The sequence below is a fragment of the Cohnella phaseoli genome (assembly GCF_003386235.1).
GTDB lineage: Bacteria > Bacillota > Bacilli > Paenibacillales > Paenibacillaceae > Cohnella > Cohnella phaseoli.
Window position 1 is genome coordinate 177307 of the sequence record NZ_QRDZ01000002.1, and the last position, 20179, is coordinate 197485.

Annotated in this window: 19 protein-coding genes and 1 other RNA gene; 5 read left to right on the forward strand and 15 right to left on the reverse strand. The window is 54.2% G+C overall.

The genetic code is table 11. From position 1 onward, the window contains the following. The first annotated feature begins 181 nt into the window (after positions 1 to 181). Together DFP98_RS02900 and DFP98_RS02905 are read left to right on the forward strand one after the other, a co-directional pair. Complete coding sequence (locus tag DFP98_RS02900) at positions 182 to 637, forward strand: MerR family transcriptional regulator (RefSeq protein WP_116059059.1); 456 nt, start codon at positions 182 to 184, stop codon at positions 635 to 637. 30 nt (positions 638 to 667) lie between these two features. After that, complete coding sequence (locus tag DFP98_RS02905) at positions 668 to 1351, forward strand: zinc metallopeptidase (protein ID WP_116059060.1); 684 nt, start codon at positions 668 to 670, stop codon at positions 1349 to 1351. Positions 1352 to 1421: 70 nt separating this feature from the next. Here DFP98_RS02905 and gltC read toward each other — a convergent pair whose 3' ends face one another. After that, the gene (gltC, locus tag DFP98_RS02910; protein ID WP_116059061.1) at positions 1422 to 2324 is read right to left on the reverse strand and encodes a glutamate biosynthesis transcriptional regulator GltC; all 903 of its coding nucleotides are present in this window, start codon (positions 2322 to 2324) and stop codon (positions 1422 to 1424) included. A 108-nt stretch (positions 2325 to 2432) separates the two neighbouring features. Here gltC and tpx point away from each other — a divergent pair, with 108 nt between their 5' ends. Next, positions 2433 to 2945, forward strand: coding sequence for a thiol peroxidase (gene tpx / locus DFP98_RS02915; RefSeq protein WP_116059062.1), 513 nt, complete (start codon positions 2433 to 2435; stop codon positions 2943 to 2945). Between the two features lie 86 nt (positions 2946 to 3031). Here tpx and DFP98_RS02920 read toward each other — a convergent pair whose 3' ends face one another. From DFP98_RS02920 to cshA, 4 genes are all read right to left on the reverse strand, one after another. Further along, positions 3032 to 3457 carry a DUF1499 domain-containing protein gene (locus tag DFP98_RS02920; protein WP_116059063.1) on the reverse strand — a complete coding sequence of 142 codons (426 nt, stop codon included), beginning with the start codon at positions 3455 to 3457 and terminating at the stop codon, positions 3032 to 3034. Positions 3458 to 3494: 37 nt separating this feature from the next. Beyond that, positions 3495 to 3677, reverse strand: a non-coding RNA gene (ssrS, locus tag DFP98_RS02925) — 6S RNA. Positions 3678 to 3714: 37 nt separating this feature from the next. Then, complete coding sequence (locus DFP98_RS02930; protein WP_116059064.1) at positions 3715 to 4509, reverse strand: YesL family protein; 795 nt, start codon at positions 4507 to 4509, stop codon at positions 3715 to 3717. 43 nt (positions 4510 to 4552) lie between these two features. Then, positions 4553 to 6199 (reverse strand): degradosome RNA helicase CshA, encoded by a 1647-nt coding sequence (gene cshA / locus DFP98_RS02935; protein ID WP_116059065.1) that lies wholly within the window; start codon positions 6197 to 6199, stop codon positions 4553 to 4555. Positions 6200 to 6404: 205 nt separating this feature from the next. Here cshA and DFP98_RS02940 point away from each other — a divergent pair, with 205 nt between their 5' ends. Then, a complete protein-coding gene (locus DFP98_RS02940; protein WP_116059066.1) occupies positions 6405 to 7232 on the forward strand; it encodes a YitT family protein in 828 nt (275 codons plus the stop codon). 112 nt (positions 7233 to 7344) lie between these two features. Then, complete coding sequence (locus tag DFP98_RS02945) at positions 7345 to 8511, forward strand: putative glycoside hydrolase (protein WP_116059067.1); 1167 nt, start codon at positions 7345 to 7347, stop codon at positions 8509 to 8511. An 8-nt stretch (positions 8512 to 8519) separates the two neighbouring features. Here the strand turns inward: DFP98_RS02945 and DFP98_RS02950 are convergent, their stop codons facing one another. From DFP98_RS02950 to pfkA, 10 genes are all read right to left on the reverse strand, one after another. Further along, complete coding sequence (locus DFP98_RS02950) at positions 8520 to 10181, reverse strand: DUF6138 family protein (RefSeq protein WP_116059068.1); 1662 nt, start codon at positions 10179 to 10181, stop codon at positions 8520 to 8522. 249 nt (positions 10182 to 10430) lie between these two features. Continuing rightward, entirely contained in the window at positions 10431 to 11390 is a 960-nt protein-coding gene (locus tag DFP98_RS02955) for an ABC transporter permease (RefSeq protein WP_116059069.1), read from the reverse strand. Continuing rightward, on the reverse strand, positions 11391 to 12467 hold the full coding sequence (locus tag DFP98_RS02960; RefSeq protein WP_116059070.1) for an ABC transporter permease: 1077 nt from the start codon (positions 12465 to 12467) through the stop codon (positions 11391 to 11393). It lies immediately after the preceding gene. Beyond that, entirely contained in the window at positions 12451 to 14007 is a 1557-nt protein-coding gene (locus DFP98_RS02965) for an ABC transporter ATP-binding protein (protein WP_116059071.1), read from the reverse strand. Before DFP98_RS02965 ends, DFP98_RS02960 begins: the two co-directional genes overlap by 17 nt. A gap of 25 nt (positions 14008 to 14032) precedes the next feature. Next, positions 14033 to 15139, reverse strand: a complete 1107-nt coding sequence (locus DFP98_RS02970; RefSeq protein ID WP_116059072.1) for a BMP family lipoprotein — start codon at positions 15137 to 15139, stop codon at positions 14033 to 14035. A 39-nt stretch (positions 15140 to 15178) separates the two neighbouring features. Beyond that, complete coding sequence (locus DFP98_RS02975) at positions 15179 to 16000, reverse strand: purine-nucleoside phosphorylase (RefSeq protein ID WP_116059073.1); 822 nt, start codon at positions 15998 to 16000, stop codon at positions 15179 to 15181. A 57-nt stretch (positions 16001 to 16057) separates the two neighbouring features. Further along, positions 16058 to 17368 carry a pyrimidine-nucleoside phosphorylase gene (locus DFP98_RS02980; RefSeq protein ID WP_116059074.1) on the reverse strand — a complete coding sequence of 437 codons (1311 nt, stop codon included), beginning with the start codon at positions 17366 to 17368 and terminating at the stop codon, positions 16058 to 16060. An 18-nt stretch (positions 17369 to 17386) separates the two neighbouring features. Then, positions 17387 to 18058, reverse strand: a complete 672-nt coding sequence (gene deoC / locus DFP98_RS02985; RefSeq protein WP_116059075.1) for a deoxyribose-phosphate aldolase — start codon at positions 18056 to 18058, stop codon at positions 17387 to 17389. A gap of 11 nt (positions 18059 to 18069) precedes the next feature. Continuing rightward, entirely contained in the window at positions 18070 to 19017 is a 948-nt protein-coding gene (locus DFP98_RS02990; protein WP_116059076.1) for a DNA-binding transcriptional repressor DeoR, read from the reverse strand. Between the two features lie 180 nt (positions 19018 to 19197). Continuing rightward, positions 19198 to 20166 (reverse strand): 6-phosphofructokinase, encoded by a 969-nt coding sequence (gene pfkA, locus DFP98_RS02995; RefSeq protein ID WP_116059077.1) that lies wholly within the window; start codon positions 20164 to 20166, stop codon positions 19198 to 19200. Positions 20167 to 20179 lie beyond the last annotated feature (13 nt).

Genomic DNA, 20179 nt, shown 5'->3' on the forward strand with positions numbered 1-20179 from the left:
TTGTGTTTTTACGCATAACCCTCTTTAATCTTGGCCGATTTCATTCTTTTGTGTAATGTATATGTTATATATTTGTAGCCTGCGTCGTAAGACGGACACCACTTGAAAGCATCACGTTTGACTGTATGGTTGGGGATTCTGTATGATGGGAGTAGACTTCGCGAGCAAAAGGGGGATAACGATGCGTAAAAATCAGCACGCCGCCGAACGGCTATTCCGGATCGGAGAGCTTTCCTCTTTGGCCGGAATCAGCCCGCGGACGATCGATTACTACACCAGTATGGGGTTGCTGCTGCCCGCCAAACGTTCTTCAGGCAACTATCGCTTGTATGACGAAGAAACGTTGACCCGGCTGCGCCAAATCGAACAACTAAAGGCTCAGAAGTTCTCGCTTGAGGAAATTAGAGAGCAGTTTGTCTCGCACAACCGCGTTGCGACAGACGAAGCCGTCAACCGCAAGCTTGCCGACCTCCAGATTCATCTCGCTCAACTGGAGCGGGAGGTTAAAGAGCTTGAGCCGGTAATCGAGCAGTTAAAGCCACGGCAAGCCAAAAAACTGTACCAAGCCATTACACCGCAAACCGCAGCTTGCGTCGAGGCTCTTCTGCTTCTTTTGGGGAAAAGTAACTTCATGTAAACAAGTTACCCTAATGGAGGTTCGAACATCATGTTCTTTCACCCGATGGATTTCGTGATCATCATCGCCTTCCTGTTATCCGTGTGGGCCCAGTTCAGGGTCAAAGGGACTTTTAATCGCTGGTCCCAGGTCCGTGCCGCAAGCGGCCTGACCGGCCGCGAGGCGGCGAGAAGAATGCTGGACCTCAATGGCCTGCACGACGTTCCCGTTGAACCGGTGCGAGGCGCGTTATCCGATCATTACGATCCGATCGCGCGAGTCGTAAGACTATCCGAGCCCGTCTACTCGGAACGTTCGATCGCCGCGATTTCCGTCGCCTGTCACGAAGTCGGACACGCCATTCAGCATCAGCATTCTTATCCGATGCTTGTGCTGCGGCACCGGATGTTCCCGGTCGTTCGCTTCGCATCCGGCATCGCACCTTTCCTGCTGATCGCCGGCTTCCTGTTCCACTCGCTTAACATGATCGGCTTCGGGATCATCTTCTTCTCGGCCGCGGTCGCCTTTCAACTCGTCACCTTGCCCGTGGAGTTCAACGCAAGCTCAAGGGCGCGGGATCTGATGGTCGCGGAAGGTTTTATCCATCGCGACGAAGAACGCGGAGTCGCCAAGGTGCTGAACGCCGCCGCGCTGACCTATGTCGCCGCCGCATTGATTTCTCTGCTTGAGCTCGTCAAATATATTCTGATTTTCACGAGCAGCAATCGGGATTAACCCAAATTCTAAATAAAGGGCAGCCTCGGATCGTTCGCAATCCCGAGGCTGCCCTTTTGATATTATCCAACTATAGCGACTCATAATCGTTCTTAAAAAAATCGATCAGGAACGAATGAAAGATCTGTACGACAAGCGGAAGCTTCTCCGAGGATCTATGAATCAGGCCAACCGTTCGAGTGACTTTCGGCTCGCTGATTTTCACGACGGCCGGCATCATCGAACTCGTCTCGTACATCGCCATCTCCGGCAGCAGACTGACGCCCATGCCGGCCGCGACAAGCCCGCGAATCGTCCCCGACTCCTCGCCTTCGAACCCGATTTTCGGCGTAAACCCAGCCTCCTTGCAGGCATCCCACACGATCGGGCGCAACGAGTAGCCGTTGCCGAACAATACAAACGTTTCATCCTTCAACTCGCTCAGATTAATCGCCGGTTTTTTCGCTAACGGATGGTTGATCGGCAGAATCGCGTACAAACTTTCCGTCAGCACGACTTCCCCCGTCACCTGTTCGTTGTTTTCCGGATACGGAGAAATAAACGCGATGTCCACTTCGGCGTCAATGACATCCCGGATGAGGGAAGGATACATTCCTTGCCGGAAACGAAATTTAACGTTAGGGTGCAGCTTACGGAAAGCGGCCACAACTTGAGGCACGAGGTGGATACCCAGACTATGAGGAAAACCAAGCCGAATCTCTCCGACCTCAGGGTCGAGAAACTCGTGAATCTCCATAACGGCACGGTCGAGATCCCCCAGCAACGCTTCCGCTCTGCGAAGAAATAGCTGACCGACAGGCGTAAGCTGTACGTTGCGTCCGCGCTGCATGAATAGACGTACGCCCAACTCCTCCTCCAGACGATGAATCTGTCTGCTTACGGCCGACTGCGCCACATGAAGCTCCTCGGCCGCTTTCGTCACATGCTGCAGCCGTGCGACCTGTACGAAATATTCCAATTGTCTCAGTTCCACGCGACCACCCCTTTCCGCAACCGTCAACTCCCAAGGATTGGACAATGACGTTCCATAACGATTATAATAATTACGGCAGACCTTATCAATGAAGGAGGATTTCTTCCCATGTCCCAAGAACGTACCGTTTCTTTCAAGAGCAGCCCGATTACGCTTGTCGGCCCCGAGTTGAAGGTCGGCGATTCCGCGCCAGATTTCACGTTAAACAAAAACCTGCTCGAAACTTCCTCCCTGAAGGATTTTGCAGGCAAGGTTAAGCTCGTCAGCGTAGTTCCTTCGATTGACACAGGCGTATGCGACGCGCAAACTCGTCGTTTTAACGAAGAAGCCTCCAAGCTGGGCGAGAACGTTGCCATTCTGACTGTCAGCGCCGATCTACCGTTCGCGCAAGCTCGCTGGTGCGCTGCAGCCGGCGTAGATCGCGTATTCCTACTGTCCGACTATAAGGAGAACAGCTTCGGTAAAGACTACGGCGTGTTCATCAAAGAATTCCACCTGGACATGAGAGCGATCTTCGTCATCGACACGAACGACCGCATCGCTTATATCGAAGTACTGAATGAAATGACCGAGCACCCGAATTATGAAGCGGCGATCGAAGCTGTCAAGAACCTTCTCTAAATCGCAAACCCGAACATGACAAAAGCGAGGACAGGCCAGACGCCTTTCCTCGCTTTATTAATGTCGTCCGAAACGCGCGCGCCTCTCTAAGCTTTATAGCTCGACAGCTTGCGATCCAGCACGCTGTAAATCTCTTGTATGTTGCGGTAGTTGGATCCAAGATCGCCGAGAGAGCCGCGGGAAGCCGAGTAAATATCGACCGCCGTATTGCCTGGGCTTGTACCAACCAACTGGATCGTAATATCCATTGTCCGCCCGGCCATCGACTTCTTCTCCATCACGATTTCCCCAACCGTCTGAACTTCGTGAAGCACTTTGTAGCCCTTCATTTTCTTCAGAATAGAGCTGATCTCATCCCAAGCGCGATCTTTCGAAAGGCGATAATAATGAGATTTAAGCTTGGGGTCTTTCGCCTTGTCGCTCGTATGTTCATGACTGCGAATCAATCCGATCAGAATCCGCTTCAAACGCTCTCTCTCCCTCCGAGTACCTTTGGCGCTACATTCTATCATATCACGCCTTACCCGGGGATTAAAGACCCATAGACGGAAAAAACCCGCCCTTGCCGTCCGACGTGCATGTTTCTGAACCTGCTTTAGCAGGTGGGTGCCCGCAGCCCGGTTTTTGACTTCCCTTTTCGAGGGCCTGTCAGCCGCCTGGCAATGTAGAGCTCCCTGGAAACAAACATTGGTTCAAAACAATGAAGCGCCGTAACGCACAGGGCAGGAATATCCCCATTATAAGCAGGCAAAGCGCAAAAGTAAAATGTTTAGTCTTGGGATTTCTTCTCTAGGTTTACACTCTTGTCTTCTTCGCTTTCATCATCGGACTCTTCGTCAGATTCGCTCTCGGCTTGTTCCTTCGCCAACATCATCTTCTGAATGACAATGTTGAAATTGAAGAAGGTGTATACCGCGATGATGCTTCCGAAGAAGAAGGGCAGCAAAAAGGTGAATCTCATGCTGATGGCGATAACGACCACCGCTCCAATCGCCATGGCAAGCGAACGAAACGGGCGTCCGATCGTCAGTATAAGCGCATTCTTGAACAGTTGAATCGTTTTCATATGAAAATGCGACAACAAAGAGAAAAAGTGCAACATAGATATAAGCAACAACAGCATCAAAGCGATAAAGAGGTAGGCCAAAATCTGAAATCCGCTGATCTGTTTCAAATAGACTTGGAAGTCGATGATCAGAATCGCGAACAGCAGAGCATAGACAATACCGCCTATCATCGCCTGAACGTAGTTTTGCTTATAGTTGCGGAAAAAGGTTTTGAACAGCGGTACGTCAACGTCCCCCAGCACCCATTTCCGGGCAACCGAGAACATCGCCGAGGTTGACGGAAACAGGGTGAAAGGAGCCGCGATCGCCATCAAAATAACAGCCGAGATGAGGGAGCCGCTTGCGGCGTCTCCCTCAGCCTGCGTGCTGATGAAAGGCGTAATAAACAGAAACCAAAAAGGAAGAGAAGTGAGAAGCCATAAAACGTTAATAACCGACAGCCTCATAATCCATTCGGATATTTTGTAGAAGCCGCCCATCATGCCCCGCATTTCCATGGGGAATCCTCCCTGATGACTGTTGTTCGCTATGCTGCTGCGATTAGACCTTTACGAAATCTTCGTTCTGCGAGCGATTGCCGCGGTAGTCGTCTTTCCGCTCCGGACGTCCGCCGCGATTGTCGCGATAGCCGCCTTCGTCCCGGTTGCCATTGCCACCGCCACTGCCACCGTAACGATTGCCGCTGCCGTACGGTTTGCGTCCGCCGTTGTAGCCGCCAGGACCGCGATCTCCGCGTCCTTGACCGCTCTGGCGCCACGAGCCCGAGCCGCCGCCTTGACCGCCGCTGCCGCCGTAGCGACGACCGCTGCCACCGCTGCTGCCGTAGCCGCCGCTGCGTCCGCCCTCGAACTTGCGCTTCTTCGAGCGAACCGGATCTTCGGGGGTCAATTCGATATTAACGTCTTTCTTGTCGCCGTTGAGCAGCTTCATAGCAGCAGCCAGCAATTCGACGGAATCGTATTGCTCCAGCAATTGCATCGCAACCCATTTGTAAGGATTGACTTCCTCATCGGAACGAACGGTTTCCATAATCCGCTCGGCAAGAACTTTCTGTTTGCCTTCCATCGCTTCGGACAGGGTCGGCAACATCTTCTTGGAGATACGGTGACGGGTCACCTTCTCAATGAAGTGAAGATGATCGGTCTCGCGGTGCGTGACGAAGGACCAGGATGTTCCCTCTTTGCCTGCGCGACCCGTACGGCCGATCCGGTGAACGTAGCTCTCAGGATCTTGCGGCAGGTCGAAGTTGATGACGTGGGTAACGCCAGATACGTCCAGTCCGCGCGCAGCTACGTCCGTAGCCACCAGAATATCGATGCTGCCGTCGCGGAACTTGCGCATAACGGCGTCACGCTGATTCTGAGACAAATCTCCGTGCAGGCCGTCGCAAGCGTATCCGCGCTTCATCAGCGCTTCGGACAGCTCGGCTACGCGGCGCTTCGTACGACCGAAGATAATCGCCAGTTCAGGCGGCTCCATGTCGAGCAGGCGGCACAGTCCGTCGAACTTCATGCGCTCCTGGATTTCTACATAAAACTGTTGGATCGAAGGTGCGCTGAGCAGCTTCGATTCGACTTTGACGTGCTCAGGCTCGCGCAGGAATTGCTGAGCCAGCTTCTGGATGTTCGCCGGCATCGTCGCCGAGAACAGCAGCGTCTGACGCGCTTCGGGAACGAGCTTCAGGATCGACTGAATGTCTTCCATAAAGCCCATATCCAGCATTTCGTCCGCTTCGTCCAGAACGACCGTCTGCACGTCGTCGAGCTTGATCGTCTTGCGGTTGATGTGGTCGAGCAAACGACCGGGAGTTCCGATAATAATCTGCGGCTTCCGTCTTAGAGACCGGATCTGACGTGAGATGTCTTGACCGCCATATATAGCCAAGGAACGCAGTCCCTTGAAACGTCCAAGCTTCTCAATTTCTTCCGATACCTGAATCGCGAGTTCGCGAGTCGGCGCCATAATCAAAGCGACAATGCGGTCTTCCGATGCGGCAATCTTGCTGATCATCGGGATCCCGAATGCGGCTGTTTTGCCTGTGCCCGTCTGGGCCTGCCCGATCATGTCTTTGCCTGCGATGGCAACGGGAATAGCTTTCGCTTGGATTGGGGTCGCCTCTTCAAATCCCATCTCCGATATGGCTTGAAGTACATCAGGCTCCAAACCAAACTCTGCAAATGTGCTCAAACTTTTTCAATCTCCTTCTGTGTTGGGCCTTCAACTTACGGCTTCCAAAAAAATGATCAGTTCATTATAGCACACCCCTGCTCTTAACTCCAGTCATAGGAAAAGAGTGCCATTATGTTGAATGAGCGCTTTTTCCCAAGGGGAACCTAAGGCCTACGTCACCGCGACCGTTCTCGCGCGCGAGTTGTTAACGAGGAGTGCTTTCATGAGGAGACTTGCCGTAATCGGCCCCGTATTTTTAATGATTCTGAGCGCTGCCATTGTCGGCTTCGGCTTTCAAATGCTGCTTATACCGGAAAAGCTGCTCAGCAGCGGAGTGTCCGGCGTCGCGATGATCGTCGGTTACATGACCGGTTGGAACATCGGCTTGCTGTATTTTGCCCTGAATGTCCCGATTTTGTTCTGGGGCTACCGCGTCCTGGGCAAACGATTCATCGCGCTCAGCATCGTCACTGTTGCCGCCACGTCGTTTTTCCTGCAAATTATTCCCGAAATCAAATTAACGGACGACCGCCTGCTCGCCTCCGTATTCGGCGGCGTACTCGTCGGCTTGGGTACGACAGGAGCCCTTCGGTTCGGAGGCTCCTCCGGAGGGTTCGACATTGTCGCATCCATCATTTCGCGTTACCGCAATCTCCCCGTCGGCCTGCTGATCGTCGCGCTCAATACGATCGTCGTGGCTGCCCTCGGCTTTCTGAAGGACGATTGGAACGCCGCCCTTTATTCTATGCTATCGATCTACTTAACGGGAAAAGTAATTGACGCCGTACATACGCCGCATCACAAGGTGACCGCTTTTATCGTCACCAATCATACGCAAGAGCTCGCCTCCAGACTGCTCCGGATGCCGCGGGGAGTCACGATCATCAGAACGCGAGGCGCGTTCACCAGCGAGGAACGGGATATGCTAATGACGGTCGCAACCCGCTTCGAGTTGGCCGAGCTGCGCAAAATGATCAAGGAGGTCGATGCCAAAGCGTTCGTCAACGTCGTCCAAACGGTCGATGTGATCGGAGATTTCCGCAGAAGGTAACTTCGACCAGCGAAAATTCTGGGTTATTCAGCAAAATACTACAAAATACCTGTGTCTACTCCCCCCTAACTCGTTTATAATCTTGTTACAGAGCTTATGGGGAGAGAATAGTATGAGTATTTTTTTGACGTTTTTCCTGTTGTTGAACAATATGTTCGGAGGCGGAGCTTCGACCGGCCATTCGTCCGCCGGATTGTGGAGTTCGTTAGTGGGCGCCTCGCATCAGCCCGCGACGCCCGGCAGCGAAGAGGGAGAGCCTCCGTCCGGCATAAGCGGCGACCCGCAGCCCGACGCACCGGTCGTTAAGGGCATCTACGTAACGGCTTATAGCGCAGGCGGAGAACGGATGGCAACCTTGCTCGATCTGCTCGACCGCACCGAGCTCAATTCCATGGTCATCGACATTAAGGACGATCTCGGCAACATTACCTACAAGACGAGCAATCCGAAGCTGCAGGAGCTGGGCAATCCGCAGCCTTATATCAAGGATGTCGACAAGCTGATGACCACATTGAAGGAGCATGAGATTTATCCAATCGCGCGCGTCGTCGTCTTTAAGGACAGCGTGCTCGCCAAATCGCATCCCGAATATTCCTTCGTTCAGAAGGACGGCTCGATCTGGCAGAACGGCAACAAGGACAAATTCGTCAACCCTTACCGCGAAGAAGTATGGGAGTACAACGTCGAGGTCGCCAAGGAAGCCGCCAAGCTCGGCTTTAAGGAAATCCAGTTCGACTACGTCCGTTTCCCGGAAGGCTTCGAGAAGAGAGCAGACAGCCTGAAGTTCACGAAGAACGAACAAAGCCGAGTGGACATTGTGAGCGGGTTCGTCGAGTACGCCAAGAAGGAGCTGGAGCCGCTAGGCGTGCGAGTATCCGTCGACATCTTCGGCTATGCCGCCTCCGTCCCTGCCGCGGAAGGCATCGGACAGGACTTCGTGAAAATTTCCAGCGGCGTGCACGTCATCAGTCCGATGATCTATCCGAGCCATTACAGCACCGGCTGGTTCAAGCAGAAGGATCCCGACAAAGCGCCATACGAGACGATCAAGGGCGCGATGGACGACACGCACAAGAAGCTGGAGCCGTTAGGCGAGGATAAGCCGATTATCCGGCCGTGGATTCAGGATTTCACCGCCAAATGGCTCGGCAAAGGCCACTACACCCCCTACGGAGCGGCCGAAGTTCAAGCTCAGATCAAAGCGCTCAACGACAGCGGGGTCGAAGAATTCTTGCTCTGGAACGCCGGCAACCGCTACTCCGAAGGCGTTAAATATTAAGCTGCACTCTATTCATTCATCCATAGCAATAAGTGCTCCAGCGCCTCTTTTATTGGCGCTGGTTCTTTTTTAATGCGCTGCTTCAGCTTTTTGGCGCCTCCGAAAATCCGATACAAAACAACTTCGCGCTGATAGTCCTCTATATTTTCCAACTCCCTAATAAGCGCGGACAGCAGGTCCGGCTCGTATAACGCCAGCTCCTTCAGCGGCTTCGCCGATTCGTTGGAGGCGAGCAGAACGGCGACAAGCGCAGGCATCAACTCTGGCGATAGGCCATGCGCCTCTATGAGGGCCTCGGCATAATGGTCCTGCACGGACTGATGCTCTGCATCGACAAGCGCCATATAGCTTTCAACGAGCGGAAAATAGTCGGTGCTGTAAAGCCCTAACCCGAACACCGCATAGGTTCCGGGCATAGCCGATTTTTCGCTCGGCTCTACGTCTCCGTACCACGCATATTCCTCCATGGCCGCTTGCGCATAGTCCGCGATCAATGAGAACAGGGCGGGATACTCGAAACCATTCGCAAAAAACTGATGCAGCTTTGATTTCGCCAAATTTTTAACGGGCAAAAGATTTTTCGCTTTGCTTTTTAACGTCAGGTGATAGCCCTTTGGAAATCCCTTTGTCAAAAGATCGATCAAGTAACGCAGCGCATCGCGGTAAGCCGACTCGCTTTCCTTCACGATGCGAATTTCTATCGTCTGCAAAACATCGTTGGCCGTTCCTTGGAACGCCTCGGTTGTGCGCTTGCTTTCGTAAAGACCGCTCCCTTGGAGCAAATAATCGGCAGCCTTCTGCGAGCCAAGCAGTTTGGCAAGCTCAAGATATTGCCGACGGGTATTCGGTTCCTTTTGCCCTACTTGCAGCGCCGCATAGACAAAGAAATCCAGCTGCTCCCGGGCAGGCGGTCGATGTGCGCTCCCTTCCTTTAGCGCCCATTCCCTTGAGTACTCCCCCGTTTTTTCGAAATGCTGCGTTAAAAAAAGCTCCTCGGCCCAGTTCTTAAGCGCTCTCGTATAATCGTAGATCCACTGGTCATAACGTTTTTTGTTGGCACGATGCTTGTCCAGCAGGCGGCTAATGAGCGGATCGATTTCCTCTTCCGACTGGTTAAAGAAATGGGGATCGATCAAACGCTGGGCAAAGAAAAACTCATCCTTTTCACTTGGACGCACCGGCATATCCGCCATCACTTTTTTTTCAATAAATGCGGACAGCTCTTGCTTCGATTGTTCCAGCTTGCGCTCGTTCAGCAGCTCCTCTTGATAGTTTATCAGGCCTCCGTCGATCTCGAATTCCAATATCACCTGAAAGTGATAATCAAAAAATCGGGGTCCATACTGCTCGGATTGAAACAGCTGATCCATTCGGATACATAAAGCCGAGAAAAGCTGCTCCACCTGGGCCGCTTCCGTAATTTCCTCTATGTAGGGCCCGGCTTTCGCTTCATAGGAGTCGTCGCTCCAGCTAAACGGCTCATAGATATCGATGTAAAGAGCTTTATGTCGGCTTTTCCCTTTTTTCCACGACACCCTTAAATAATTGAACACCCCTGCCTGCAGACGGCTCCAATCTTTGACGTCGTTTAATCTTTGGCTTTCCAGTTGATAAACCGTATCCAGCTTGCCCCATACGTCCGCGATGAAATGCTCGGTATGCTGCTCCATCGTAGCTCCTCCTTTGAGAAAACCTAAACTGCCGTTTTAGCGAGAGACCCGTTCCTATATGATTGTTTTTACGACCAATTCTGCTCGATCCTCTCCGTATGTTATGTTACCAGTTTTACACCAGCTCTTTAACGGGAATAGGACTCATTTTGCTTTTTAGGCTTTTCGGCTTATAGGATTATTTTCATATATGCCAAGAGGGCCGCCGTATCGGCGACCCTCCTGCGTTCTTGCTCAACATCGATATCGCTATCGCTTGCCCTGATAATACGGTTCGCCCAAGGCTCCGGGAGCCCGCGAGCGTCCTACTGCGCCTACAAGCACCAGAATGGTCAACACATAGGGCAGCATGTAGATAAACTCCGAAGGAATGTGCGAAGTGAAGTCGAACAACTGCAGCACGTTGTTGATCGATTGCGCGAAGCCGAAGAACAACGCCGCCCCCATCGCTCCGAGCGGGTTCCATTTGCCGAAAATAACCGCGGCCAATGCGATGAACCCTTGTCCGGAAATCGTGTTGTGCGAGAACGAGCCTGTTGTCGTCATCGCGATCGTAGCTCCGCCAATGCCGGCCAGCACGCCGCTCAACAACACGGCCGTGTACCGCATGCGCAGTACCTTGATCCCGACCGTATCGGCCGCGCTCGGATGCTCGCCGACGGAACGCAGCCGTAGGCCAAACGCCGTTCTGTACAGCATGTAGTATATTGCTCCGACAAGAATTATCGCCAAATACGTCGTCGGATAAGCGTTGAACAAACCGTCTCCGATAATCGGAATATCCGACAGCACCGGAATTTTCACCTTATGAAACACCTCGTTGACGAGCGTGGTTTCTCCGGCTCCTTCGAACAGCAGTTTGACAAGATACAAGGTCGAGCCGCCCGCGATAAAGTTAATGACAATTCCGCTGACGACCTGATCGGCCCTGAACGTAATCGTCGCCACTGCGTGAATGAGGGCGAACAGCACCCCGAAGATCGCGCCGGCGATAACGCCGATCCACGGAGACGCGCCTCCGTAGCCGGCTTCCTGCGCCTTGTAGGCCGCGACAGCCGCCGCGAACGCTCCAGCGGTCATCAACCCTTCCAGCCCGATGTTCACGACGCCCGAGCGCTCGGAGAGAATGCCGCCAAGCGCAGCCAAGATCAACGCGGTCGAGAACACGAAAGCGGTATTCAGCATATGCCCAATCGTTGCCGCATCCATCTAGATCGCCTCCTCTTTGCGTTTCTTCCCGGATATCCGCTTCAGCAGCCAGCGGATAATGCCTGGAGCGGCAACGAAGAAAATGACCGAGCCGATGACGATGCGGATAATTTCCGGAGGTACGTCCGCTCCGAAGCTCATGCCGGCTGCGCCATACGACAGAACTCCGAACAAAATCGCGCCCAGCAATACGCCCAGCGGATTGTTGCCTCCGAGCAAGGCAACGGCGATGCCGTCGAAGCCGTGTCCGGTATGACCTGCGGAGATGACCTGGTTGTGGAATACGCCAAGCACCTGGAACACGCCCGCGAGACCCGCGAGCGCTCCGGAGATGAACATCGCCTTAATGACGCCCTTGTTTACGCTGATGCCCGCATAATTGGCCGCATCGGGATTCGAACCGACCACTCTAAGCTCGAAGCCTTGCTTCGTGCGCCACAGGAAATAATAGAAGAAAATGACGCCGAGCAGCGCAAAAGCCGTTCCCCAATGCATGCGCGCGTCGTCCATAAACCGGGACAGCCAGTCGATCGTCGCGGAAGCCGTATCGTCCACCATATACGATCTGCCCTTGCCCGGCTCGAGCAGGAAACGTCTCACAATATAGTTCGCCAGATGCAGCGCGATCCAGTTCAGCATGATCGTCGTAATGACCTCGTTCACGCCTCGAGCCGCTTTCAGATAACCGGCGATCATGCCCCATAGTCCGCCTACAAGCGCGCCGACGATAACGGCCAGCGGCGCATGAAGGTACCAGGGGAGGTGCACGGTGACGCCGATGACGGTCGCGCCGGTCATCCCCATGATGTATTGGCCTTCGGCACCGATATTGAACAGTCCCGTACGGAAAGCGAACGCGACCGCAAGCCCGGTGAACAGAACCGGGGTAATTGCCGTTAGCGTCTCGCCGAAGTCGTAGCGGTTGCCGAACACCGTCTCCAGCAAGGAGCGGTAAGCAAGAATCGGATCGTAGCCGCCGATCAGCATTATAATCGCTCCGACAAGCAAACCGAGCAAGATAGCGACAAAGGGGACAAGCGCAGAATCTTTCGTAACCACCTTAATCAGCTTGTTCATTGCCCGCCCCCCCTTGCTTCTGCTTGTAATCCGTCATCATCAGGCCGAGTTCCTGATCGTTCGTCTCGGAAGGCTTGACTTCCCCGACGATACGACCCTCGTAAATGACCGCGATCCGATCGGACAGTTGCATGATTTCGTCCAGCTCGTACGAGACGAGCAGCACCGCTTTGCCCATATTGCGCTGCTCCACGAGCCGCTTATGGATAAATTCGATAGCGCCTACGTCCAGTCCGCGAGTCGGCTGCGCCGCAATGAGAACCTCGGGATTTTTGTCGACTTCTCTGGCGATGATCGCCTTCTGCTGGTTGCCGCCGGACAATGCGCGCGCATCCGTCATAATAGACGGTGTCCGCACGTCAAAGTCTTTGACCAGACGTTCCGCGTGTTTGCCGATCGCTTCGTAATCGAGGAAACCCCGCTTGTTGAATTGAGGCTGGTAATACGTTTCGAGCACCATATTGTCCCGGACGGGAAAATCGAGCACGAGCCCGTGTTTATGCCGATCCTCCGGAATCAGGGAAATGCCCGCCTCGGATATGGCCCGAGGCTTCTCGCCGACAACGTCCGCGCCTGCGACCTTGATCGATCCGCTTGAGACTGGACGGAGTCCCGTCAGCGCCTCGATCAGCTCGCTCTGGCCGTTTCCTTCGACTCCCGCGATCCCCAGAATCTCGCCGCGCCTCAGCACGAACGACGTTCCGTTCAGCGCGTTAAGGCCTTGGCGTCCTTTAACGACGAGGTTATCGACTTCCAATATCGGCTCGCCGAGCACGGCAACCTTTTTGTCGAGCTTAAGCGACACTTCCCGACCGACCATTTTCTCGGCCAACTGATTCGGATTAGTGCCTGCAACCGGCAAGCTGTCAATGACTTTGCCTCGACGCACGATCGTCACGCTGTCGGCAATCGCCATAATTTCCTTGAGTTTGTGAGTGATGAGCACGATCGACTTGCCCTGCCCGACAAGATTGCGCATAATGACGAGCAATTCGCCGATCTCCTGCGGCGTCAGCACGGCCGTCGGCTCATCGAAGATAAGAATGTCCGCTCCACGATAAAGCGTCTTCAAAATTTCGACCCGCTGTTGCATCCCAACCGATATTTCATCAATCTTCGCATAAGGATCCACATTTAAACCGTACTGTTTCGATAACTGATTTACTTTCTCGTAGGCCTGTTTCTTGTCTACCGCAAGTCCCATCCACTTCCGGGGCTCGCTTCCGAGAATGATGTTCTCGGTGACGGTAAAAGGGTGCACAAGCTTAAAATGCTGATGCACCATCCCGATGCCCAGTTTAATCGCTTTGTTGGGCCCGTCTATGACGACTTGCTGTCCATTGACGAAGATTTCCCCTTCTTCCGGCTGATACAGCCCGAACAGAACGTTCATAAGCGTCGATTTGCCCGCGCCGTTCTCGCCGAGGAGGGCGTGAATCTCGCCCTTCCTCAGCTTGAAGTTGACGCTGTCATTGGCGACGATGCCGGGGAAACGTTTCGTAATGTTACGCATTTCTACGACTGTTTTCGCCTGTTCCATAGTCGCACCCTTTATCGGTTAATAATTACTGGGCAGTCGGTACCGTAATTTCGCCGCTAACGATTTTTTGCTTATACTCTTCGACCTTGTCCAGTACGTCCTGAGGAACGTTTGTCTTGGAAGTTTCAGGCAGGCCTACCGCATCGTCTTTGAGACCGAGCGTCGTGACTTGACCGGCAGGGAATTTGCCTTCGATCATATCTCTGGAAACGCTATACACCGCTTTGTCGACACGCTTCAACATAGATGTCAGCGTAACGTCGTCGCCGAATTCGAGCGATTGGTCCTTGTCTACGCCGATAACCCATACTTTCTTGTCCGCAGCCGCACTCTTGTTGCGTTCCTTCGCTTCGTTGAAGACGCCGTTGCCTGTGCCGCCTGCCGCATGGAAAATGATGTCCGCGCCGGCATTGTAGAGCGAGGCTGCTGCCGCTTTACCCAAGTCCGCTTTGTCGAATGCGCCCGTATAGTTAATCTCCACTTTCGCATCCGGATTAACCGCAGCTACGCCGGCTACGAAGCCGAGCTCGAAGCGTTTGATGACCGGAATGTCGATGCCGCCAACAAAGCCGATCTTATTCGATTTCGTCATCAAGCCCGCAACTACGCCGACCAGGAACGAGCCTTCATTTTCGGCGAAAGTAATCGACGCCACGTTAGGAGCTTCGACAACGCTGTCGATGATCGCCAAGTGTGCATCCGGGTTTTTGCTTGCTGCGTCCTTTACCGCATCGCCGAGCAAAAATCCGATGCCCCACGTGAGGTTGTAGTCTTCGCGCACGAACTTGTTCAAGTTCGTCAAGTAGTTTGTCGCTTCTTTGCTTTCCTGGTATTTGACCGACGCGCCTGTCTCGGTCTCCAGCGTTTTCAAGCCTTCCCATGCGCTTTGGTTAAACGATTTGTCGTTTACGCCGCCAACGTCGGTAACCATCGCGAACTTGAAGCCTTTGCCGTCTACCGTCTCGCTCGGAGACGCGCTCTCGCTTGCAGTCGGCGACGCGCTTGGCGACTCGCTAGGGGAAGCGCTCGGGCTTGCCGCTCCGCCGCCGTTGTTGTTTTTTGCTCCGCATGCCGTCAAGGTCAAGGAAGCGACCAGCATAATTCCGGTCAGAAGCTTAGTCGTTTTGTTCATGTTATTGTTCTCCTTAAAGTAAGATTGTCGGATCCCGTTCTACAGCCGCTGAACAACCGCCTTCACCAGTGAGATAAACCTCGGCTTCGTTCGGTTAGCGACTTCGATCACCTGCTCGTGGCTGAGCGGCTCCAGATGTTCGCCGATTGCCATGTCCGTCACGCAGGAAATTCCGATGACCTTCATCGACATATGGCTGGCGACGATCGCTTCCGGCACGGTGGACATGCCTACCGCGTCTCCGCCCATCAAACGAAGCATCGTCAATTCGGCCGGAGTCATGTAGGACGGACCGGTAATTCCCGCGTATACGCCCTGTTTGACGTTAATTCCTAGCGATTGCGCCGTTTCGCGGACAAGCTCGAGCAAATCTGGTGTATACGCTCGGCTCATGTCCGGGAATCTCGGGCCTAACGTGGAATCATTCTCGCCGATGAGCGGGTTCGCTCCGGTCATGTTAAGATGATCCCGGATCAGCATCAGATCTCCCGGTTCGAATTCCGGGTTCATTCCCCCGCAAGCGTTGGTTACGATGAGATGATCGACTCCGAGCGCCTTCATGACGCGAACCGGAAAGGTTACCTCCTGCATCGTATAGCCTTCGTAATAGTGAAACCGCCCCTGCATAGCAATAACCGTCTGATCATGGAGTCGGCCAATTACGAGCTGCCCCGCATGACCTTCGACCGTCGATACCGGAAAATGGGGAATCGACTCGTAAGGAATCCGGACGGCGTCCTCAATGTCGTCGGCAAGCTCGCCTAATCCGGAACCGAGAATCAGTCCGATGCGCGGCTGGCTAGAGATCAAAGATTGAATATGCATTGTCGCTTCATTCATTCTTTGCAGCAACTGGCCCATTTTTATTTCACCCCCTTTAATAAAGTATAACCCCTATCGCCAATCGCTTTAACGTCGTTACGCATTCGCGTGCACTTCACCGACGATGAGCGAGGGTGGCCTTACCGCTTCGGGTTGAATCGCGATCGACTCATAGATTCGCGCTATCGCTTCCTCTACGCCGACTTCGTTGGCATGGACGACTGCGAGAGGCTCGCCCGCCTGTACCGCATCCCCGATTTTCTTGCGCAGCACGATGCCGACCGACAGATCGATCGGCGACTCCTTCGTCGCGCGCCCGGCCCCGAGCAGCATTGCCGCCAAGCCCATTTGCTCGGCAGCGATCGAAGCCACGAAGCCGGATTCCTTGGCCGGAACCTCGATCAGACGCTTGGCGGTCGGCAGCCGTTCGGGCTCGTCCACAACCGAGGCATCGCCTCCTTGCGACGCCAGGAACGTTTTGAACTTCTCCAGCGCCTTGCCGCTTTCGATGGCCTGCTCCAATAACGCTCGGGCCTCTTCCTTGCCGGAGGCGGCGCCGGACAGGACCGCCATATGGCTGCCAAGCGTCAGGCACAGCTCCGTGAGATCGCTAGGGCCTTGTCCCCTAAGCGTGTCGATCGCCTCCTTGACTTCCAAGGCGTTGCCGATCGCGTTGCCTAGCGGCTGGCTCATGTCGGACAGCACCGCGACCGTCTTCCTTCCGACGCGGCCGCCGATATCGACCATGCAAGCAGCCAGCTCTTGGGCCTCCGACATTTCCTTCATGAACGCGCCGTCGCCCGTCTTGACGTCGAGTACGATGGCGTCCGCTCCCGAAGCGATTTTCTTGCTCATGATTGAACTGGCAATGAGCGGGATCGAATTCACCGTGCCGGTCACGTCTCTAAGTCCATACAACTTCTTGTCCGCAGGCGTCAAGTTGGCGCTTTGGCCGATAACGGCGACGCCGTTGCGATTAACCAGCTCGATAAACTCGTCGTTGCCGATTTCCACGTGAAAGCCCGGGATCGACTCCAGCTTGTCGATCGTTCCTCCCGTATGGCCGAGTCCCCGTCCCGACATCTTCGCTACAGGAACGCCAATGGAGGCGACAAGCGGCGCCAGCACCAGCGTTGTCGTATCGCCTACGCCTCCTGTGCTGTGCTTGTCCACCTTGACGCCCGAGATAGCCGACAGATCGATTGTCTCTCCCGATTCGACCATTGCCATCGTCAGATTCGCTCTTTCCTCCGGCGTCATGCCGCGAAAGAAAATCGCCATGGCCATCGCCGACATCTGATAATCGGGAATCGAACCGTCCGTATACCCTTGGATCAAGAAGCGAATTTCGGCTTCCGACAGCTCGCCGCCGTCTCTCTTTTTCGTAATTAAATCAACGGTTCTCATAGAGAGCCCCCCCTCTCCTCAGTACCCTTCGTTCGTTCCGCCCGTGACGATCGCAATCGAGGAGCTCGCTCCGAGCCTCGTCGCTCCGGCCTCGATCAGTTGGAGTGCCGTCTCGAGATTCCTTACTCCTCCGGAAGCTTTAATTCCGAGCTCCGGTCCTACAACGCTGCGAATAAGCGCAATATCCTCCACGGTCGCACCGCCCGTACCGAAGCCCGTCGACGTCTTGACGAAGTCGGCTCCCCCCTCTTTGCAAAGCAGCGATGCCCTTCTCTTCTCTTCATCGGTCAAATAACAGGTTTCGATGATTACCTTCACGGCCGCTTTGCCTTTGCAAGCCTCTACGACTTGCTCGATGTCGCGCTTAACGGCAGCCTCTTGTCCGGATTTCAACGCTCCGACGTTCAATACCATATCGATCTCGGTCGCTCCGGCCCCGATCGCGTCCGCGGCTTCCGCAGCTTTAATCTCCGTTCGACTGGCGCCAAGAGGAAAACCGATGACCGTCGTCACGCCGACCTTGCTGCCGGCCAGCTCCCGCGCCGCCGTTGGAACCCAATACGGGTTGACGCACACGGTCGCAAATCCGTACCTTTTCGCCTCTGCGCAAATACGGACAATCTCCTCTTCCGTGCTTGTCGCCGACAACAGCGTATGGTCGATTGCAGCTGCAATTTGTTCAGGGGTCATATTCAACTCTCCTATAGGTCTGATTTTTTAAGCAAAGCCTTCGCCGTAATTTGATCCGTCACCAGCGTATTGCCGTATTTTCCGCGCAACGCGCCGTAAATGGCGTTCACCTTGGAGGCCCCTCCGGCCACAAGTATGGCGTGCTCCTTCGTACGAAGATCCGCCAGCTCGATGCCGACCGTCCTCTCGTTCAGACTCGGCAGGCAGATTTCTCCGTCCGCGTCATAATAGCGCGAGCAAATATCGCCGACCGCCCTTGTCTTAATCGTCTCCAATTCTTCGCTGCGCATGTAGTTTGAATTGATCAGCACCGAATCCGGCGTAGGGGATCCTGCCGTGAACACGGCGACATTGGCGCTTTGCCCCATGTCCATGACTCTGCGAATATGCCGATCGGTCAGCATCGCCTGCTTAACGAGAATGTGATCTACGATCGCGGGCAAATACATGAAATAAGGAGTAACGTTAAACGCCTTGCCGAACAAATGAACGATCTCCGAGGGCGAGATCAGAATGTCCGCGTCGCTGACGCCTCCGTTTAACTGAACGACAAACGAGTTGTTCAGAGACTTTGTTTTCATATGAAGCGCCACCTGGTACATGGTGGAACCCCAGGACGCCCCGATCGTATCCCCGTCTTTGACAAGTTCCATAATGTAGGCTGCGGCGGCTTGGCCGATATACCGCTTCACGACGCTGTCGTCATAGGTCGGTGTAAAGGCGACGACGACATTTTTGAGCTGAAAGCGTTCTCTCAACATACAACGCAGCACTTCGACATCTTCCGTCGGATCTTTGATCTCGATCGTAACGACGCCTTCCGCCTTCGCCTGCTGAAGAAGCCGCGACACGGTCGGGCGGGATACCCCTAGAGCGTCGGCGATTTGATTTTGGCTGTAGTCCAGCTGATAGTATAGTTTAGCGGCTTCCACGACTTTCCTGATCTTGTCGTTATCCAACGCAATTCACACCATTCGCAGAGCTGATTTTGAAATTTTGTTCATTTCACCTGAAATTATGTTCTCTCATTCGATATTATAATGGATATAAGCATTCCGCGCTAGGTCAAAATACATACTAAAAAAAGCCGCTTCCCCCGTCGGCGGGGGAGCGGCTTACAAGCTTAGAGCGTTTGCGCCTTATTGCGCCAGACGCAATGCCAAATTGTACAAATCCAGATTAAACGTCTTCTTCGTAGAGACGACTTTGTCGATATCCGTCGCCACGAATTCGCCCTTGATGATGCCGATCCCTTTGGCGGAATCCCCTTCGATCAGGCGCTGCACGGCATAATCGGCCAGTCGGCTCGCCAAAATGCGGTCGTTGTGCGTTGGCGTACCGCCACGCTGAATATGTCCAAGCACGGTTACGCGAGGCTCGATGCCGCTGTATTCGATAATGTTCTTGGCGACCTCTTCGCCGGTGCCGGCGCCCTCTGCGACAACAACGATGCCGTGACGCTTGCCCTTCTGGAAGTTGTCCTTCATGCGAAGCGAAATTTCCTTGAGGTCGAACGGAACCTCGGGAACGAGTATCGCTTCCGCGCCGCTGGCAAGGCCGGCATACAGAGCGATGTCGCCGCAGTGGCGTCCCATTACCTCAACGACGGACGATCTCTCGTGCGAGGTCATCGTGTCGCGCAGCTTGTTGATCGCTTCCACGACGATGCTGACCGCCGTATCGAAGCCGATCGTGAAATCGGTGAACGCAATGTCGTTGTCGATCGTGCCCGGCAATCCCATCGTCTTAATGCCCAGCTTGCTCAGCTTGTTCGCTCCGTGATACGAGCCGTCGCCGCCGATGACGATCAAGCCGTCGATGCCCTGCTCGCGCAGCACTTCCGCTCCGCGCTGCTGACCCTCCGCCGTCATGAACTCCTTACAGCGAGCCGTCTGAAGAATGGTGCCGCCGCGCTGAATAATGTCGCCCACGCTGCGCAGATCCATCGGTCTCAAATCTTGATTAAGCAGCCCCTGGTAGCCGCGCTGGATGCCGTAAACTTCAATGCCGCGGTACAATGCGCTTCTCACGACAGCTCTAACCGCCGCGTTCATCCCTTGCGAATCTCCGCCGCTCGTCAATACCGCGATCTTCTTAACTGCACTCATCTGTCAAATTCCT

Excerpts from the sequence above, each read along its gene's own strand:
- DFP98_RS02900 (WP_116059059.1), top strand. The coding sequence starts at position 182 with ATGCGTAAAAATCAGCACGCCGCCGAACGGCTATTCCGGATCGGAGAG.
- DFP98_RS02905 (WP_116059060.1), top strand. The coding sequence starts at position 668 with ATGTTCTTTCACCCGATGGATTTCGTGATCATCATCGCCTTCCTGTTA.
- deoC (WP_116059075.1), bottom strand. The coding sequence starts at position 18,058 with ATGACCCCTGAACAAATTGCAGCTGCAATCGACCATACGCTGTTGTCG.
- DFP98_RS02970 (WP_116059072.1), bottom strand. The coding sequence starts at position 15,139 with ATGAACAAAACGACTAAGCTTCTGACCGGAATTATGCTGGTCGCTTCC.
- DFP98_RS02950 (WP_116059068.1), bottom strand. The coding sequence starts at position 10,181 with ATGGAGCAGCATACCGAGCATTTCATCGCGGACGTATGGGGCAAGCTG.
- DFP98_RS02945 (WP_116059067.1), top strand. The coding sequence starts at position 7,345 with ATGAGTATTTTTTTGACGTTTTTCCTGTTGTTGAACAATATGTTCGGA.
- DFP98_RS02975 (WP_116059073.1), bottom strand. The coding sequence starts at position 16,000 with ATGGGCCAGTTGCTGCAAAGAATGAATGAAGCGACAATGCATATTCAA.
- DFP98_RS02980 (WP_116059074.1), bottom strand. The coding sequence starts at position 17,368 with ATGAGAACCGTTGATTTAATTACGAAAAAGAGAGACGGCGGCGAGCTG.
- DFP98_RS02960 (WP_116059070.1), bottom strand. The coding sequence starts at position 12,467 with ATGAACAAGCTGATTAAGGTGGTTACGAAAGATTCTGCGCTTGTCCCC.
- DFP98_RS02930 (WP_116059064.1), bottom strand. The coding sequence starts at position 4,509 with ATGGAAATGCGGGGCATGATGGGCGGCTTCTACAAAATATCCGAATGG.
- DFP98_RS02955 (WP_116059069.1), bottom strand. The coding sequence starts at position 11,390 with ATGGATGCGGCAACGATTGGGCATATGCTGAATACCGCTTTCGTGTTC.
- DFP98_RS02965 (WP_116059071.1), bottom strand. The coding sequence starts at position 14,007 with ATGGAACAGGCGAAAACAGTCGTAGAAATGCGTAACATTACGAAACGT.
- DFP98_RS02920 (WP_116059063.1), bottom strand. The coding sequence starts at position 3,457 with ATGATAGAATGTAGCGCCAAAGGTACTCGGAGGGAGAGAGAGCGTTTG.
- pfkA (WP_116059077.1), bottom strand. The coding sequence starts at position 20,166 with ATGAGTGCAGTTAAGAAGATCGCGGTATTGACGAGCGGCGGAGATTCG.
- DFP98_RS02940 (WP_116059066.1), top strand. The coding sequence starts at position 6,405 with ATGAGGAGACTTGCCGTAATCGGCCCCGTATTTTTAATGATTCTGAGC.
- tpx (WP_116059062.1), top strand. The coding sequence starts at position 2,433 with ATGTCCCAAGAACGTACCGTTTCTTTCAAGAGCAGCCCGATTACGCTT.